Below are 16,384 nucleotides of genomic sequence, written 5' to 3'. Positions count from 1 at the left end.
CGACCGACCCTGCACGAACGCGATCGTCGATGGGCGGTCGTGCGGGAGCTGATGGACGCCGACGACCTCTCGGGGGTCGTCGCCTTCGGCAGCGCGTTCGATCGCACCGACGTGTACCTGGCCGGCGAGGCCATTCCCGGTGGCATCGTCGCGATTCCGCGCGACGGGGATCCCACCCTCATCTCGGGAGTGGGTGCGGTAGGTCTGCTGAGGTTCGACGACCAGGGCCGGAGGCTCGCGGACGCGCGATGGATCGCGGATCTGCGGACCGGCCCCCCGCCCCTCCTGATCGCCGACGCGCTGCGCACCTGGCGCACCGGTCGCGCGCGCATCGGAGTGATCGGCCTGGGCGGTGCGTCCCCGTTCGGCGGTGGCATCCCGTACGGAGCATGGGAGATGATCACGGCGGCGACGCCCGACGTCGAATGGGTCGACATCACGCTCCCCTTCGCGCGGGCGCGCCTGGTGAAGAGCCCGGAGGAGCAGGAGCTGTTCCGTCACGCGGCCGAGATCGGCGAGCACGCCAGTCGCGTGTTCCTGGATGCTGCGCGCATCGGTGCGCGCGAGAGCGACGTGTACGCGGCGGTCGAAGCCGAGATCACGCGCCGGGGCGGTCATAGCGCGGGACCCGGGATGATCCTCCGCAGCGGGAACCCCGCCTTCGGCGGTCCCATCGAATGGGGCTGGGCCGGCGGCGAGCCGCCGATCCTCCGTCCGGGCGACTCGATCGGAGCGGAGATCTTCGCCTGCTGGGCAGGGCTCGAGTCGCAGCAGCAGATGCACGTGCAGTTCGGCGCCGACGACGTGCACCGCCGGCTCGCCGATGCTGCCCGCGCCGCCTACGAGGCCGGCGTCGCCGCTACGCGGCCGGGCGTCCTGTTCTCGGACGTCTACGCCGCGATGCACGCCGAGATCGTCGCCGCCGGCGCCTGGATCCGGCCGCCGGTGATCCAGACCGTCTCACCCGGGATGTACAACAGCCCGATGTGGGTCAATGCCCAAGGCCGTGCCGACCTCGACGGCTATCCGATCCCCGGCGTCGTGCCCGCAGACGGCGACGTCGAACTCCGCGCAGGCATGACGTTCGCGTTCCAGCCCGCCGCGCTCATCGGGCTCCGCCAGGTGTGCGTCGGCGGAGGGGTCCTCGTGACGTCGGACGGATGCGAGGAGCTCAACGTCCTCGCCACGCGCTCGCACATCGTCGAGCCCTAGCCGCGGGCGGGTCGCGGCATCCGTGATCCGGATCAGACCGGCTGCAGCGTGCGGCTGTCGACGATGACCTTGCCGAGGGGCATGAGCGAGATCGGGACGAGCTTGAAGCTCGCGATGCCCAGCGGGATGCCGATGATCGTGATGCACAGCGCGATGCCCGTGACGATGTGGCCGATCGCCAGCCACCAGCCCGCGAGGATCACCCAGACGACGTTGCCGAGGAACGAGCCGACGCCCGACGTCGGCTTGCCGACGATCGTCCGGCCGAACGGCCAGAGCGCGTAGAGGCCGATGCGGAACGAGGCGATGCCCCACGGGATGGTGAGGATCAGGATGCACAGCACCACCCCCGCCAGCATGTAGCCGAGGAACATCCAGAAGCCCGACAGCACGAGCCAGATGATGTTGAGGAGGGTGCGCATGAGGTCCATCTTGCCCACTCTCGGCTGAAAGCTCTCTCCGGCCAGCCCCCGAGTCCTAGGCTCGGGGGATGCGCAGGTCGCGGAAGAACCCCACCGTCGGGGACGTGCTCGGGGAGATCGTGCGCCGCGCGGCGGCCGAGGTCGAGGAGAGCGCCGCCGCAGCTTTGGCCGACGAGCCCGACGGCGTGCATCAGCATCGCGTGCGGGTGCGGCGTCTGCGCAGTGTGCTCGGGGGGTTCCGCGAGGCGCTCGACGCCCGGGCTGCCGAGCGCGTCCGGGTCGCCTACGCCGAGTGGGGCCGCGAACTCGGCGTCGTGCGCGACATCGAGGTGAGGGCCGACGTCGCGGAGCAGCTGCTGGAGCGCGCCGAGATCGACGACCCGGCGGTCGTGCATCGGCTCGTCGAGAGCCAGCGCGAGGCCTACCCCGCCGCGCACGAGCGACTCGTGGAGCTCGCGCGCTCGCCGCGGGCGCAGGAGCGCGCACGGCTGCTGCGCGAGTTCGTCGACCCGCCGGTCGTCGTCGAGCCGGACCGGCCCGCGGCCGACGTGCTGGCAGCTGTGCTCGCGACGCAGGCGCGGCGCGTCGAGAAGGCCGAGGACCGCCTCGACGGCTCGGACGAGGCGCACCACGAGCTGCGGAAGGCTGCACGCCGCACCCGGTACGTCGCCGAGGCCATCGCCGACGTCGCACCCGACCTGTTCACCGAGCAGGTCGAAGACATCGCGGATGCCGGTGACGACCTGCACGACGCGCTCGGCGCGCACCGCGATGCGATGCTGCTCGCGCGCCGGGTGTCCCACGAAGGCGCGCTCGCGGGCCGGGCGGGCGAGCTGTCCGACGCGTACGAGACGATCGCCGGCCTCGCACGCGAGGAGGCGGAGGAGCGACTCGAAGAGGTGCCTTCTGCGCTGCGGAAGCTGAAGGCGGCGGCATCGCGGCTGCCGTGAGGCGCAGCTGGGCCCACGCGGCCGGAGGCTCCGCTCGACGCGCCGGCGGCGAGTGGCGGGGCCGTGGGGGACCATCGCTCTGCAGCGGCGTGAGCCGAGCGGCGTGGGTGTCGGGGCGCGCGCCTAGACTTGACGGGCAATGACGGACGCCAGCACCCCCATCATCGTCGGCAGAGACATCGGCCCCCAGGCCCCCGGCGCACGCCCCGACGACGACCTGCTCGAAGGGCTCAACCCGCAGCAGCGGGAGGCCGTGACCTACCGCGGGCAGGCACTGCTCATCGTGGCCGGCGCGGGCTCGGGCAAGACCAGCGTGCTGACGCGGCGCATCGCGTCGCTGCTGCGAGGCCGCGAGGCGTGGCCGAGTCAGATCCTGGCGATCACGTTCACCAACAAGGCCGCCGGTGAGATGCGCGAGCGCGTCGAGCACCTGATCGGCGACTCGGCGCGCGGCATGTGGATCTCGACCTTCCACTCCGCGTGCGTCCGCATCCTGCGGCGCGAGGCCGAGCAGTTCGGCTTCACCAAGTCCTTCACGATCTACGACTCGGGCGACTCGCGCGCGCTCATCAAGCGCCTCGTCAAGGAGCACGAGGCCGACGCGTTCGGCCTCACGCCCGCGGCCACGCAGTCGAAGATCTCGCGGCTCAAGAACGAGCTGGCGGATGCCGAGTCCTACGCCCGCACGGCCAACATGAGCGACCCTGCCGAGCGCGTGTTCGTCGAGCTGTTCGGTGCGTACCAGCGGGAGCTGCAGAAGGCGAACGCCTTCGACTTCGACGACCTCATCGGACAGACGGTGTTCCTGTTCCGCGCGTTCCCGCAGGTCGCCGACGTCTACCGGCGACGCTTCCGGCATGTGCTGGTCGACGAGTACCAGGACACCAACCACGCGCAGTACGCGCTCATCCACGAGCTGACGCGTCCTCCGGGATCGGATGCCGCACCCCTCGCCGCGTCGGGCGGCATGATGATCTTCGAGCCGGAGCCCGCCGCCGAAGAGGGCGCGTCGCTCACGGTCGTCGGCGACTCGGACCAGTCGATCTACGCGTTCCGCGGCGCCGACATCCGCAACATCAGCGAGTTCGAGAAGGACTACCCCGGCGCCAAGGTCGTGCTGCTCGAGCAGAACTACCGCTCGACGCAGAACATCCTGTCGGCCGCGAACGCCGTCATCAGCCACAACTTCGACCGCAAAGACAAGAAGCTGTGGACCGACGTCGGCGAGGGTGAGCAGATCGTCGGCTTCACCGGCTACTCGCAGCACGACGAGGCGCAGTTCGTCGCCGACGAGATCGAGGCCCTGCGCCGGGCCGGCGTGGACTACTCGCAGGTCGCGGTGTTCTACCGCACCAACTCGCAGTCGCGTGCGCTGGAAGAGATCTTCATCCGCTCGGCGCTGCCCTACAAGATCATGGGCGGCACGAAGTTCTATGAGCGCGCCGAGATCAAGGACGCCCTGGCGTACCTCGTCGCCGTGGCGAACCCGGCGGACGAGATGGCGATGCGCCGCATCATCAACCGCCCGCGCCGCGGCATCGGCGACGTGACGATCGAGACGATCTCGCGGTACGCGGCCGACCAGCAGATCACGTTCCGCGACGCGCTCGCGAACTCGTCGGCGCTGGGCGTCGGCCCCAAGATCCAGGCGGCCATCGCGCATCTCGACGCGGTGCTGGCCGAGGCATCCGAGATCATGCTTCCGGCGTCGGGCGAGCTCGCCCCGCCGACCGCGGTCGCCGAGGGTCTGACGCTGCTGCTGAACAAGAGCGGCTATTACGACGCACTGCGCGCCAGCAAGGACGCGCAGGACGAGGCGCGCATCGAGAACCTCGACGAGATGGTGGCCGTTGCGCGCGAGTTCGCGCGCAACAACCCCGAGGGCACGCTGCTCGACTTCCTGACCGAGGTGGCTCTCGTGTCGGACGCCGACGACCTCGAGGACGCCTCGGGCTCGGTGTCGCTCATGACGATGCACACGGCGAAGGGCCTCGAGTACGACGCCGTGTTCGTCACGGGTGTCGAAGAGGACCTCATCCCGCACCGCATCTCGGCGGGGGAGCCCGGCGGTCCGCAGGAGGAGCGCCGGCTGTTCTACGTCGGCATCACGCGGGCCCGCAAGCGTCTGTACCTGTCGCTCGCGATGACCCGTGCGCAGTTCGGCGAGGTGACGGTGGCGATGCCGAGCCGGTTCCTGCAGGAGATCCCGGCCGAGCTGCTGCACTGGCGCCAGTCGCCGGGCGACGTCAACTCGCGTGGCGGCACACAGTCCCGCGCACTGAACGCGCGGCGGGGTTCGGGGTCGGGCTCCGGCTTCGGCGGTTCGGGCAGTCGGCGCTACGGCGATGACCTGGTGCCGCTGGCGCGGCGCGAGCCGTCGGGCAACCTCGAGCGGTTCGCGAACAAGATCCCCGCCAAGGTGCGCGACAACGGCGACCTCGAGCTGGCGCCCGGCGACCGCATCCGTCACGACGACTTCGGCGAGGGCCGCGTCGACGCCGTCACGGGCGAGGGCGCGAAGCGCGTCGCCCACGTGCGGTTCGACTCCGCCGGCCCGAAGAAGCTGCTGATCAAGATCGCCCCGATCTCCAAGCTCTGACGCGGAGGCAGGGCCCGGGCGCAACCCGAGGTGGGCTGCTCAGCGACCGTTGCCCTCGACCAGCAGGTGGTGGTGGGCCAGACGGCGGAGTGCGAGGATCACCGGCTCGTACAGCGCGGTGCCGAGCACCGCGTAGGGCACCGCCTCGGCGCGCGACATGCCGGCCATCGGGGCGAGCTCTTCGGTCGCGACCTGGCGCATCGCGTCGCTGTAGCGGCGGAGCACGGTGGGGGAGGCATCCAATCCCGCCGCCTCCAGGGCTCTCAGCGCCTCGTCGAGTTGCGGAACCGCGGTGAAGTCGGGGTCGTACGTGAGGCCGAGTTCGCCGATCGCTTCTCGCGCGCGGGGATAGTCGTCGCGGTCGGACTCGACGTACGGCGGGAGGGCGCCCACCGCACGCCCCAGGGTCGCGATCGGGTCGTCCTCCGGGGCGTCGATGAGCGCGAGGATGTCACGCACGCGCGACAGCGGGAGTCCGCGCACATCGGCCAGGGCGCCGATGAGCGTGAGGCGAGCCAGGTGCTCCTCGCCGTACTCGGCGCGCGTCGTCGAGAGTGCCTCGCCCCGCGGCAGCATGCCCTCGCGGATGTAGAACTTCACGGTGGCCACGGGGACCCCGCTGCGCTCCGACAGCTCCGAGATCTTCATGATGCGGCCCCCTAGGTCTTGACATTGGATACTATAGCTATCCAATATTGGAGAGCGAAACTATCCAACGGAGGCCACGATGGACCCGATCCTCACGATCGTCGCCGGAGCGACGATCCTCACCGTCATCGGCATCATGTCGGGCGGCACCTTCCTGCTGCGGATCGCGACGCGCGGTCTGCCCTTCAACGGGCTGCAGAAGACCTTCTTCCGCGCCGGGCACGCACACGCCGGCGTGCTCGTGATCCTGGGGATCGTGAGCCTCCTCCTGGTGTCGGCGGTCGGTGTCCCCATGCCGTGGCAGTGGGCATCGGTCGGCGTGCTCGCGAGCGCACTCCTCATCCCCGGCGGGTTCTTCCTGTCGGTGCTGGGACGCGATCCCCAGCGCCCCGGCCGCGCGATCGCGCTGCTGTGGGCCGGCGTCGTCGTGCTCGCGGCATCGCTTCTCGCCGTCGGCATCGGGGTGATCGTCGCCGGGGTCTCCGCGCTGAGCTGACCTGTGGAGGTGCCGAGTCGCATCCGATCCGGAGGGACGCGTCGCCACGGCGGGTTAGGCTCGCACAATGGCCTTGTTCTCGCGCCGTCCGAAGAAGCCCGCCGAGCAGCCGCCGACCTCCCCCGAGCCCGCACAGGCTGAGGACGTCGCGGCCGAGATCGCACCCGATGGAGCGGTCGCTCCCTCCGGATCTGCGGAGGCTGTGGCAACTGATGCGCCTGGTTCCGAGGCGGATGGTGCCGCCTCGAGGGCGGAGCCGGGCACGGCGCCCGACGCGCCCGCTGATGAGGGGGCGACGGATGCCGCGGCATCCGTGTCCATCTCCGTCTCGTCCTTCGGCGGGCTCGGGGTGTCTCCCGCGGAGTCTCAGCCGGTTCACCCGGCCGAGCCCCGCGAGCCGCAGGCCGACGAGACCGTCCCGCCGGGACCGCAGCCGCGCATGGGTGTGCGGGAGTGGATGCGCACGGCGCCCGAGCAGACCGAGACGGTGCCGGGGCTGCGCGACAATGTGCTGCTGCGCGCCGCGCTCGGGCGGATCGGCGACGCTCCGGCGTCGCAGGCGCTGCTCGACGTCGCGCGGCAGCTGATGCAGGGCCATCTGTTCCTGCGGGTCAAGGGCGACGCCCGGGCGCTCCTCGCCGAAGGGAAGGGGCTTCCGCTCGCGATCGCGAACTCCGGGGAGCGCACCTTCGCGCTGGTCTACTCGAGCGGCGCCGCACTCCAGGCGAGCGTGAAGGCGGACGGCGACGTCGAGACCTCGGCGATGGGCCAGCCCGTGCTCACGGTGCTGCGGCACGTGTTCGCCAGTTCCTACGACGGGATCATCATCGACCCCGCGTCCGCGCCGTCTCGCGCCGTGCTCCCGAAGGAGCTCCTCGAGCGGGCCGTCGAGCAGGCCGATCCGCAGCTGACCGTGAAGACCCTTCTCGCGGCGGAGCGCACCCCCGAGATGAACGCCAAGGTGGCCGAGGCGCTCACCCGTGTGCCGCTGTGGGTCGCGGTGGGGGTCGCCGAGAGCGGCGCGCCCGGCCTGGCGGAGGGGCGCGACGCGGAGGGGCGTCGCTTCCTCGAGGTGTACTCGCACCCGCTCGAGATCGCCGTCATGGGCCGTGGCGACAACGCCGGTCCGATCACCGGCGCGCAGCTCGCGAAGGCGCTGCGCAGCGACGACGGGATCACCGGGGTGGTGGTCGACCCCGCCGGGCCGTGGATCCGGCTCAGCCGTGAGGACCTCGCTCCGGTGCTCGCTCTCGCCGACTGAAAGTCCCGTCCGGGCGCGACGGCGCCGCCTCCTGCGGTGAGCGGGGTGACGGTCCCCACGGCCCCTCCACTCGCCGCTGGCGCGTCGAGCGGAGCCTCGGGCCGGGTGGCCCCAGTCGCGGAGGCCCGCTAGCGTCTGATCCATGGCGTCCCCGCGGATCACCCTCACCGTGCCCGGCCCCGACGGCGATCGCGAGGTGGGGATCTCGAATCCCGACCGGGTGATCTGGCCGGAGGTCGGCATCACGAAGCGCGAGCTCGCGGAGTACCTCATCGCGGTGCGGGAGCCCTTCCTCGCCGCCAACGGCGACCGCCCCGTCTCGCTCGAACGGTTCCCCGAGGGCGTCGACGGCGAGCGGTTCTACTCGAAGAACCCGCCGAAGGGGGCGCCGGCCTTCGTCGAAGCCCAGACCGTGACGTACAACAGCGGGCGGCGGCATCCGCAGATCATCCTCACCGAGATCGCCGCGGCCGTCTGGGCCGTGCAGATGAACACGATCGTCTTCCACCCGTGGGCGTCGCTGACGGCGAACACCGACAACCCCGTCGAGCTCCGCATCGACCTCGATCCGCAGCCGGGAACGGATTTCACGGATGCTGCCGCCGTCGCCCCCGCGATGCGCGACGTCCTCGCCGAAGCGGGGCTGACGGCGTTCCTCAAGACCAGCGGCAATCGCGGCATCCACGTGTTCTGCCCGATCGAGCCGGAGTGGGAATTCCTCGACGTGCGGCACGCGGTCATCGCCGCCGGCCGCGAGCTCGAGCGGCGCCTCCCCGAGAAGGTGACGATGAACTGGTGGAAGGAGGAGCGCGGCGAGCGCATCTTCATCGACTTCAACCAGGCGAACCGCGATCGCACGATGGCCGGCGCTTACAGCCCGCGGGCGCTGCCGAGCGCGACCGTGTCGACGCCGCTCACGTGGGACGAGCTGGGGGCCGGCGTCGACCCGTCCGCGTTCACGGTACGCACGGTTCCGCAGCGCCTGGCCGACGTCGGCGACCCGTGGGCGGACCTGCTCGCCAAGCCGGGGCGCATCGACACGCTGCTGGAGTGGTGGCAGCGCGACCTCGACGACGGGCTCGGCGAGCTGCCGTTCCCTCCGGACTTCCCGAAGATGCCCGGCGAGCCGCCGCGTGTGCAGCCGAGCCGCAAGAACGAGGCGAACTGGCCGAAGGACGAGGGCTGAGGGCACACCCGGTCACCAAGGAGAGCGGTCTGCCGGCCTCACCCGGAGTCCGTGGGCAGGTCGGCGAGGAGCAGGGCAGCGAGCCCCACTGCCGTCGAGCTCGCATAGCCGTGATTGCCCCGCGGATCGTCGATCGCGACCTCGGACGCGATCACGGCCACGGCGTCCCTCACGGGATCGACGACCACCGCCGTCCCGCCTTCGCCCTGGGCGTAGAACACGCCGCGCTGCGGGTCGACCCACCACTGGTAGCCGTAACTGATCCTCCCGTACCCGATCGTGGCGACGACGGGAGTGGTCGCCTGGACCGCCCAGGTCGCCGACACGATCTGCTCATCGCCCCAGACACCTTCGTCGAGCATGAGCTGGCCGATGCGCACGAGATCCGTCGCGTGGAGCCGCAGATGCGTGTAACCGAGGTTCACCCCCTGCGGGTCGGCGGGCCACGCGACTTCCGCATGCTGGTACTCCTGAAGCAGGACCGCAGGGTCGCTCCCTGGCGAGAACCGCTCCTCCCACAGCGGCGCGACATCGATGTCGAGCGGGTCGAACAACGCCTCCTGCGCGAAGTGGAGGGGGGACATCCCGGTTGCCTGCGCGAGGACGGCGGCCAGGATGTGCGTGCCCATGTCGGAGAACAGGAACCGGCCGTCGCCGGGTCCGCGGGCCGCGCGATCCGCGAGGATCGCGGCGACCCAGTCGGGCTGCGCGTACAAGTCCGCGGGGGTGCCGCGAATGTCGCGCTCTTCGGACGTCGGCGCGAAGTTCGCGGTGTGAGTGAGCACGGACTTCAGCTGGATGGCTGAGGTCTCAGGTGTGAGGACCGCCGCATAGTCGGGAAGGAGCTGACCCAGGGTGGCGTCGACCCCCGAGATGAGTCCGCGGTCGATGGCGATGCCGACGAGGGTCGAGGTCACCGCGCGCGTGACGCCGCGCACGTCCCACGTGTCGTCCGCGGTCGACTCCTGATACTGCTCGTACACGAGTTCGCCGTGCTGCTGAACGAGCACCGCGCGGACCGCATCCTCGCCGTACAGCGTGCCGAAGACCGAGTCGATGTCCTCGCGGATCGCGTCGGCCGGTGACGTCTGCTCGGGGAGCGGGGTCGACGCGGACGAGCATCCCGACACCAGCAGCGCCCCGATCGCGGCGCACATCAACGCGACTCGCGTGCCGGCACGACCGCGAGAGCGCGGGTGGTCGATGCGGGCCATGGGTGCCTCCGTCAGCAGTGACCCTGACCGCACGGTACACCCGCGCCGCGCACGCGGACAGAGCACGGCCGGCAGCCGCCGCCCGCCTCCGAACGCGTCAGACCAGGACGTCGGCCAAGTCGTACGCGGCGACCACCTCGAGCTGCTCGTAGGTGCACGAGCGCGGGTCGCGGTCGGGGCGCCAGCGCTCGAACTGCACGGTGTGGCGGAAGCGCCAGCCTTCGAGCTGGTCGTAGCGCACCTCGAGCACGCGCTCGGGGCGCAGCCGCACGAACGACGAGTCGGCCCGACCCGCCTGGAAGCGCGACTTCTCACCTTCGCCGCGCAGCGCCTCGCCGTCGGCGTCGCGCTCGACGAGCGGGGCGAGCTCGTCGATGAGCTCGAGGCGGCGGGCGTTGCTCCAGGCGGCCACGCCGCCGACCGGGTAGAGCGTGCCGTCCTCGCTGTACAGGCCGACGAGCAGTGAGCCGACGCCCTCGCCGGACTTGTGGATGCGATAGCCCAGCGCCACGACATCGGCCGTGCGCGCGTGCTTGATCTTGAACATCGTGCGCTTGCCCGGGGCGTAGGGCTGATCGAGCGGCTTCGCGACCACGCCGTCGAGCCCGGCGCCCTCGAACTCGGCGAGCCAGCGGCGGGCGAGGTCGGGGTCGTCGGTCGTGCGCGTGACGTGCACGGGGTCGGGCACGTCGCGCAACAGGTCTACGAGGGTCTGCCGCCGCGTCTCGAACGGCTCGTTCTGGAGGTCGCGGTCGCCGACGGCCAGCAGGTCGAACGCGATGAACATCGCCGGGGTGGTCTCGGCGAGCATGTTGACCCGGGATGCCGCGGGGTGGATGCGCTGCGACAGCGACTCCCAGTCGAGCCGGCGTCGCCCGTCGCGGTCGATCGGCACGACGATCTCGCCGTCGAGCAGGCACGGCTCGGGCAGGAGCCGCGCGAACGCCTCGACGAGCTCGGGGAAGTACCGCGTCAGCGGCTTCGCGCCGCGCGATCCGATCTCGACGTTCTCGCCGTCCCACGAGATGAGGGCGCGGAACCCGTCCCACTTCGGCTCGTAGCTGAGCCCACCCGCCGCCTTCGCCGGATCGGGAATGTCGGGAACGGACTTCGCGAGCATCGGCGCAGGGATCTCGTACGGCATGCGTCTCATCCTGCCGTTCCCCGCCGACACCCGACACCCCGCGCCGGCATCTTGCCGAGTCGCCACAACACGCCGGAACGGCACGGGCCCAGCCGGCGTGTTGTGGCGACTCGAGGGTGAGTGCAGGCGGGACGGATGCTGCGGACCCGGGGCAGAGCCGGGTCAGGCCGACGTCGGGGACGATGCGGACGTCGAGGCAGACACGGACGCGGCGTAGAGCGCGGCGGCCTCGGCCCGGTTGGCGGCGCCGATCTTCGCGAGGATCGCCGACACGTGCACCGAGGCGGTCTTCGGGCTGATGAACAGGCGCTGCCCGATCTGCGGGTTGGTGAGGCCCTCGGCGATGAGCTCGAGCACCTGCAGTTCGCGCGGCGTGAGGGTCGTGATGACGCCACCCTCGCTCACTTCGTCTGCAGAGGTGGGCGTGAGGCGGGCGTGCGCGGCGAGCTCCGCCGCCCACCGGCCCACGCGAGCAACCCCCTCGGAGGGCGCCGTCGCGACGATCTCCGTGAGGAGTTCCGCGGCCGCGTCGCGGTCCCCGGCGTCGAGAAGGGCGAGGGCCAGGCGGCAGCGTGCGAGCTGCCGGTGCCACACGGCCAGGAGATCGTCGGTCGGCGCGCCGATGAGCGAGCGCCACACGGCGACCCTGTGTTCGGGGGTGCCGTCGGCATCGGCGAGAAGTGCCCGGACGAGGTCGGCGTGCGCCTCCGCCGCCGCGTGGTCGGGCCATGTCTCGACCTTCGCGGTCAGCCGGTCGCGGAGCTCCCGATCGGCCGGGCGGCCCGGGACGAGGGTGAGAAGCGCCGCTGTCACCACCGCGTAGCGGCGCACCGCCGCCGCGCCGGTCTCGGCGTCCGCGATGTCGAAGACGTCGGCGAGGACTCCGGCGAGCACGTCTGCCGTGGCGTCTGCGCTCGCGCCGCGCAGTGTGAGCAGCGCCTCCGCGCGCTCGACCGCCCACCACCCGCGCTTGTCGGGGAACCGTCGCCGCGAGTCCTCGATCGTGGCGCGTTCGGCCAGGAGGAGCTCTGCCCGCTCTGCGTCGCGATCGTCCCACGTCAGGTGCGAGGCCAGCAGGCGGACGATGGACGCGCCATGGAGCGGGTTCTTCATCAGCCGTCGAGCCCGCAGCGCGTAGCGCCGCGCGCCCTCGGGGCGCCCGGTCGCGAACAAGGCGACGGCGAGTGAATACGCGAGCCCCGAGCCCGACCCCCGTTCGATGCCCGCTCGGGTGACGTCCTCGTAATGCTGGGTGCCGACGACGACGGCCTCGTCGAATCGCCCGACGCGCGCCAGCATGTCGGTGAGGGCCGCACCCGCGTACGCCCGCATCGGCGGGTCGATCGACAGCGTCACCGCGCGCTGCAGCGGCGCCAATGCCCTCGGCTCGTCGTCCTCGTCGCCGGCGATGCGCCACGCCTCGACCGTCAGCGCGACCGAGAGCGCGGCGTCGTCCCCGGCTTCCTCGGCCAATGCGATTGCCCGTGCCGCATGGGCGGCGGCATCCGTTCCATGCTCCTCGAGCGCGATGTTGGTGAGTACGCGCGACAGCAGGATGCGCGCGCGGGGGTCATCGAGGCCCTCCAGCAACGAGACGGCCTTCTCGAGATCCTCGGCACGCCCTCGGTGCTCCGCGTTGTACGTCTGCACGAATCGCTGCCGCAGCAGCGCCGCGCGCGTGAGCGGGTCGTCAGGACACACCGCGAGACCCTCGTTCGCCGATCGCAGCGAACGCTCGGCGTCACCCAGATCGTGCCAGGCTTGCGCGGCATCGAGGTGCAGCTCGGGGAGGGTCGTGCCGGCGCGGGTCTCGGCATCCGGAACCTGGTCCCAGAGCTCCGTGAGGCGCTCGGCGAGCTTCGCCGACGTCGCCGGCGAGAATCGCGATCTGGACCGCTCCAGCGCCGCGACGGTGGCATCGAAGGCTGCGGGGAGGTCGCGCGCCGCGAGCCAGTGCTCGGCGACCGCGGACGCGTCGTCGGGGGAGTCGCCGCGGTGGTCGCGCAGGTGCTCGGCGTACCGCCGGTGCACGCGCACGCGCTCGCTCGGCAGCATCTCGGCCTCGACCGCCTCGCGCGTGAGCGCGTGCCGGAAGCAGTAGCCGGGGCCGTCGGCGACGATCACCCGGGTGTCGATGGCCTCGCGCACGGCGTGGTCGAGCGCGCTCTCGTCGAGCGCGGTCACGGCCGCGAGCACATCGTCGTCGACGTGCACGCCGCCCGCGGCCATCGTGCGCACGGCCTGCTGCGCCTCGTCGCCGAGACGGGCGTAACGCGCGAGCACCAGCTCGCGCAGCGTGTCGGGGAGTGCTCGGTCGCCGAGGTCGACGAGCTCCTCGACGAGGAAGGGGATGCCTCCGCTGCGCTCCGCGAGCGCCTCGACGACCCGCGGGTCCAGGCCGCTCGCCAGCTGTGCGACCTGCTCGGCGACCTCGTCGGCCGTGAGCGGCGTCACCTCGACGCGCACGACGGAACGCGTGCGGTCGAGTTCGGCCAGCACGGGCCGCAGGGGATGGAACCGGTCGATGTCGTCGGAGCGGTACGTCGCGACGATGGTGAGCCGGCGGCCCCGGAGCGTGCTGGCCAGGGTCTTGAGCAGGGCCATGGTGGCAGCATCCGCCCACTGCAGGTCTTCGAGCACGACGACCACGTGACGGCGCTGCGACAGGCGCTCGAGCAGCACCTCGATGGCCTCGGCGAACTCGCCCGCCGGCTCGTCGGCCTCGGGAGACTCGTCGGCGATGCCGGGCACCAGCGCCGCGAGGCTCGCGATCGCGGCGGCCGAGCCCGCGGCGTCGCGCAGCGCGTCGGTGCCGACGGCGGCGTGCAGGTCGCGCAGCACGCGACGCACCGGGCCGAACGCGGCACCGATGGGTCCGAGGTCGACGCACTGCCCGAACGCGATGACGGGTGCGTCGTCGGGGCGCGCGTCGAGCGGATCGGCGGTCACGAGCGCGAGGAACTCCTGCACCAGTCGCGTCTTGCCGACCCCCGCCTCGCCGCGCACGATGACGGTGCGCGGGACTCCGCCCACGCCGTTGTCGTACGCCTCGAGCAGGGCGGCGAGCTCGGTGTGCCGGCCGACCATGCGCGGGCTCGAGGAGAGAGCGGGCATGGTCATATCGTGGCACCTTCCGTGCGCCGGGGGACCCTCATCGCGTGGCGACGAACGTCGTGTGCCCAGTGGAGCGGTGCGGCCACCAGAAACGGTGTTGCCCGGATGCTGCCGCCGCCGCATGCCGTGCCGCCGGCGTCGCGGCTGCCTCGGCGTCGCGCTCCGCGTGCTGCGCGAGCAGCGCCACCTCCCGACGCAGGTCCTCCGCGCGATGCGCGTCGAGCACCGAGGCGAGGTACGTCGTGTCGTTCATGTGCGTCTCCTGTCGGGCGACCCGCCGAGGCGGGGCTTCTCACAGGTACGACTGTGCTCGCTAAGGGGTCGGGCACTCATCGGGCGGATGCCCTATTCGCAGCACCCGCGTCCTCAGATCGGGTTCGGGGTCGCAGCGGGATCCCGCGCGAGGAAAGAGGGCGAAGCCGGTGCCGGCTTCGCCCTCTTCATGCGCACTCGCGTGGACAGTTTCGGGGTGTGCGCCCCCCGGGTCTGTGGAATCCGGGTCAGTGACCCGCGATGGCCGTGGCACCCGCACCGTGGTGCAGAACCCCGCGGAACCAGGCCGCCAGCGGCTGCCCGGCAGGCCGAGCCGGCGACTGCCCGCGCTCGCGGTGGGCGCGCATCATCTCGTTCTGGCGCACGAGGTCTGCGGCGCGGTGCTGGTCGAGGACGTAGCCGGTGAAAGTCGTGTCGTTCATGGGTCTCTCCTGTCTGCGGCGGAACTCGGATCGGTTCCGGTTGTGCTGACAGGTACGACTTTCCTCGCTAAGGCGGGTTCCCCTCATCGGGCGATCGCCTTGTCTTGACGGCCGCAGGTACCTTAGTGCGGCCACCCGGCGTCTTAAGCCGGCGTCGAACGCCTCAGGCGAACGCGCTCATGCCCGTGATGTCGCGGCCGATGAGCAGCGCCTGGATGCTCTCGGTGCCCTCGTACGTGTGGATCGCCTCGATGTCGGCCAGGTGCTGCATGACGCCGTTCTCGAGCAGGATGCCGTTGCCGCCGAGCATGTCGCGGGCGGTCGACGCGATCCGGCGCGCGGCGCGGGTGTTGTGGTACTTCGCGAGCGAGGCCTGCGTCGGGCGCAGGTCGCCGCGCTCCTCGAGATCGGCCATCCAGCGGCAGTACAGCTGCATCGCGGTGAGCTCCTCGAGCATGTTCGCGAGCCGCTCCTGCACCATCTGGAACTTCGCCAGAGGCTTGCCGAACTGGATGCGCTGCTGCGAGTACGCGAGCGCGGCCTCGTAGCAGGCCGTCGCGTGGCCCAGCGCCGACCACGCGACACCCGAGCGGGTCGAGTACAGCACGGTCGAGGCATCCTTGAAGCTCTTCGTGCCCGGAAGCACCGCATCGGACGCCACGCGCACGCCGTCGAGCACGATATGCGCCTGATGGATGCCGCGCAGCGACGCCTTGCCGGTGATCACCGTGCCGGTGTACCCCGGGGTGTCCTGCTCGACGAGGAAGCAGCGCACCGCACCGTGGAACTCGTCGTCGTCCGCTTCGACGCGCGCCCACACGAACGTGATGCCGCCCGAGGCGCCGTTGCCGATCCACTTCTTCGCGCCGTCGATCACCCACTCCTGCGTTGCGGCGTCCCGGCGGGCCACGGTCTCGAGAGACACCGAGTCCGATCCGTGGTCGGGTTCGGTGAGGGCGAAGGATGCTGCGACCTCGCCTCTGGCGACCGGCACCAGCCAGCGCGCCTGCTGCGCGTCGCTGCCGAACAGCGCGAGCGTGCGGAGCGCCAGGCCGCCTTGGACGGCGAGCACCGTGCCGAGCGAGCCGTCGCCGCGGGAGATCTCCATGTTCACCAGGCCCGCCGCCAGCGGCGAGAAGCGGGTGAGCGCCGGATGCACGATGCCGTCGTTGAACAGGTCGAGCTCGCCGCCGCGCATCGCGATGTCGAGCGGATACTCCCCGGTGTCCCAGGCGTCCTGCATGCGCGTGCCCACCTCGTCGACGTACGCCTGCGCGCGCTCCCACACCTCGCGATCGGCGGCGGGGATGTCGGCGAACACGGCGTAGTAATCGGTGCCGCGACGCCGGGTGACGTCGTAGCCCTCGACGCGCTGGCCGGGGCGGGGCTGGAAGTCGGTCACGATCGGACTCCTGGCGTGTGGGTGTGCGGTGGTGCGGTATC

14 protein-coding genes are annotated in these 16,384 nt (G+C 71.4%); 6 read left to right on the top strand and 8 right to left on the bottom strand.

What is annotated here, in order from left to right; genetic code table 11:
* Nucleotides 1–39 precede the first annotated feature (39 nt).
* Entirely contained in the window at nucleotides 40–1,212 is a 1,173-nt protein-coding gene (locus ACFC1K_RS09670) for a M24 family metallopeptidase (RefSeq protein ID WP_375871435.1), read from the top strand.
* A 32-nt stretch (nucleotides 1,213–1,244) separates the two neighbouring features.
* On the opposite strand, the gene ACFC1K_RS09665 is transcribed toward ACFC1K_RS09670, so the two are convergent.
* On the bottom strand, nucleotides 1,245–1,634 hold the full coding sequence (locus tag ACFC1K_RS09665) for a YccF domain-containing protein (protein WP_375871809.1): 390 nt from the start codon (nucleotides 1,632–1,634) through the stop codon (nucleotides 1,245–1,247).
* A gap of 68 nt (nucleotides 1,635–1,702) precedes the next feature.
* Here ACFC1K_RS09665 and ACFC1K_RS09660 point away from each other — a divergent pair, with 68 nt between their 5' ends.
* Together ACFC1K_RS09660 and ACFC1K_RS09655 are read left to right on the top strand one after the other, a co-directional pair.
* A complete protein-coding gene (locus ACFC1K_RS09660) occupies nucleotides 1,703–2,584 on the top strand; it encodes a CHAD domain-containing protein (protein WP_375871434.1) in 882 nt (293 codons plus the stop codon).
* Between the two features lie 139 nt (nucleotides 2,585–2,723).
* Entirely contained in the window at nucleotides 2,724–5,183 is a 2,460-nt protein-coding gene (locus ACFC1K_RS09655) for a UvrD-helicase domain-containing protein (protein WP_310288923.1), read from the top strand.
* A 39-nt stretch (nucleotides 5,184–5,222) separates the two neighbouring features.
* On the opposite strand, the gene ACFC1K_RS09650 is transcribed toward ACFC1K_RS09655, so the two are convergent.
* Nucleotides 5,223–5,831 carry a MerR family transcriptional regulator gene (locus ACFC1K_RS09650; protein WP_375871433.1) on the bottom strand — a complete coding sequence of 203 codons (609 nt, stop codon included), beginning with the start codon at nucleotides 5,829–5,831 and terminating at the stop codon, nucleotides 5,223–5,225.
* 79 nt (nucleotides 5,832–5,910) lie between these two features.
* On the opposite strand from ACFC1K_RS09650, the gene ACFC1K_RS09645 reads away from it, so the two are divergent.
* The 3 genes from ACFC1K_RS09645 to ligD all read left to right on the top strand — a co-directional run bounded on the left by ACFC1K_RS09645 (nucleotide 5,911) and on the right by ligD (nucleotide 8,774).
* Nucleotides 5,911–6,327 carry a hypothetical protein gene (locus ACFC1K_RS09645; RefSeq protein WP_310288929.1) on the top strand — a complete coding sequence of 139 codons (417 nt, stop codon included), beginning with the start codon at nucleotides 5,911–5,913 and terminating at the stop codon, nucleotides 6,325–6,327.
* A 67-nt stretch (nucleotides 6,328–6,394) separates the two neighbouring features.
* Nucleotides 6,395–7,588 carry an SseB family protein gene (locus tag ACFC1K_RS09640; protein WP_375871432.1) on the top strand — a complete coding sequence of 398 codons (1,194 nt, stop codon included), beginning with the start codon at nucleotides 6,395–6,397 and terminating at the stop codon, nucleotides 7,586–7,588.
* Between the two features lie 142 nt (nucleotides 7,589–7,730).
* Entirely contained in the window at nucleotides 7,731–8,774 is a 1,044-nt protein-coding gene (ligD, locus tag ACFC1K_RS09635; RefSeq protein WP_375871431.1) for a non-homologous end-joining DNA ligase, read from the top strand.
* Between the two features lie 38 nt (nucleotides 8,775–8,812).
* On the opposite strand, the gene ACFC1K_RS09630 is transcribed toward ligD, so the two are convergent.
* The 6 genes from ACFC1K_RS09630 to ACFC1K_RS09605 all read right to left on the bottom strand — a co-directional run bounded on the left by ACFC1K_RS09630 (nucleotide 8,813) and on the right by ACFC1K_RS09605 (nucleotide 16,343).
* Nucleotides 8,813–9,988, bottom strand: coding sequence for a serine hydrolase domain-containing protein (locus tag ACFC1K_RS09630; protein WP_375871430.1), 1,176 nt, complete (start codon nucleotides 9,986–9,988; stop codon nucleotides 8,813–8,815).
* Between the two features lie 97 nt (nucleotides 9,989–10,085).
* Nucleotides 10,086–11,132: an ATP-dependent DNA ligase gene (locus ACFC1K_RS09625; protein ID WP_375871429.1), complete on the bottom strand. Its 1,047-nt coding sequence runs from the start codon at nucleotides 11,130–11,132 to the stop codon at nucleotides 10,086–10,088.
* Nucleotides 11,133–11,294: 162 nt separating this feature from the next.
* The gene (locus ACFC1K_RS09620; protein WP_375871428.1) at nucleotides 11,295–14,246 is read right to left on the bottom strand and encodes an AAA family ATPase; all 2,952 of its coding nucleotides are present in this window, start codon (nucleotides 14,244–14,246) and stop codon (nucleotides 11,295–11,297) included.
* Between the two features lie 37 nt (nucleotides 14,247–14,283).
* The gene (locus ACFC1K_RS09615; RefSeq protein ID WP_375871427.1) at nucleotides 14,284–14,499 is read right to left on the bottom strand and encodes a hypothetical protein; all 216 of its coding nucleotides are present in this window, start codon (nucleotides 14,497–14,499) and stop codon (nucleotides 14,284–14,286) included.
* Between the two features lie 247 nt (nucleotides 14,500–14,746).
* On the bottom strand, nucleotides 14,747–14,941 hold the full coding sequence (locus ACFC1K_RS09610; protein WP_310288942.1) for a hypothetical protein: 195 nt from the start codon (nucleotides 14,939–14,941) through the stop codon (nucleotides 14,747–14,749).
* 163 nt (nucleotides 14,942–15,104) lie between these two features.
* Nucleotides 15,105–16,343 (bottom strand): acyl-CoA dehydrogenase family protein, encoded by a 1,239-nt coding sequence (locus ACFC1K_RS09605; protein WP_375871426.1) that lies wholly within the window; start codon nucleotides 16,341–16,343, stop codon nucleotides 15,105–15,107.
* Between the last annotated feature and the right edge of the window lie 41 nt (nucleotides 16,344–16,384).

Origin of the sequence: Microbacterium sp. NPDC056057 (genome assembly GCF_042266945.1) — a bacterium.
GTDB lineage: Bacteria > Actinomycetota > Actinomycetes > Actinomycetales > Microbacteriaceae > Microbacterium > Microbacterium trichothecenolyticum_C.
Note: the sequence above shows the minus strand (reverse complement) of the source record. Positions and strands in the feature narration are given on the sequence as shown.

Excerpts from the sequence above, each read along its gene's own strand:
- ACFC1K_RS09665 (WP_375871809.1), bottom strand. The coding sequence starts at position 1,634 with ATGCGCACCCTCCTCAACATCATCTGGCTCGTGCTGTCGGGCTTCTGG.
- ACFC1K_RS09620 (WP_375871428.1), bottom strand. The coding sequence starts at position 14,246 with ATGCCCGCTCTCTCCTCGAGCCCGCGCATGGTCGGCCGGCACACCGAG.
- ACFC1K_RS09650 (WP_375871433.1), bottom strand. The coding sequence starts at position 5,831 with ATGAAGATCTCGGAGCTGTCGGAGCGCAGCGGGGTCCCCGTGGCCACC.
- ACFC1K_RS09615 (WP_375871427.1), bottom strand. The coding sequence starts at position 14,499 with ATGAACGACACGACGTACCTCGCCTCGGTGCTCGACGCGCATCGCGCG.
- ACFC1K_RS09630 (WP_375871430.1), bottom strand. The coding sequence starts at position 9,988 with ATGGCCCGCATCGACCACCCGCGCTCTCGCGGTCGTGCCGGCACGCGA.
- ligD (WP_375871431.1), top strand. The coding sequence starts at position 7,731 with ATGGCGTCCCCGCGGATCACCCTCACCGTGCCCGGCCCCGACGGCGAT.
- ACFC1K_RS09655 (WP_310288923.1), top strand. The coding sequence starts at position 2,724 with ATGACGGACGCCAGCACCCCCATCATCGTCGGCAGAGACATCGGCCCC.
- ACFC1K_RS09640 (WP_375871432.1), top strand. The coding sequence starts at position 6,395 with ATGGCCTTGTTCTCGCGCCGTCCGAAGAAGCCCGCCGAGCAGCCGCCG.
- ACFC1K_RS09625 (WP_375871429.1), bottom strand. The coding sequence starts at position 11,132 with ATGCCGTACGAGATCCCTGCGCCGATGCTCGCGAAGTCCGTTCCCGAC.
- ACFC1K_RS09610 (WP_310288942.1), bottom strand. The coding sequence starts at position 14,941 with ATGAACGACACGACTTTCACCGGCTACGTCCTCGACCAGCACCGCGCC.
- ACFC1K_RS09660 (WP_375871434.1), top strand. The coding sequence starts at position 1,703 with ATGCGCAGGTCGCGGAAGAACCCCACCGTCGGGGACGTGCTCGGGGAG.
- ACFC1K_RS09645 (WP_310288929.1), top strand. The coding sequence starts at position 5,911 with ATGGACCCGATCCTCACGATCGTCGCCGGAGCGACGATCCTCACCGTC.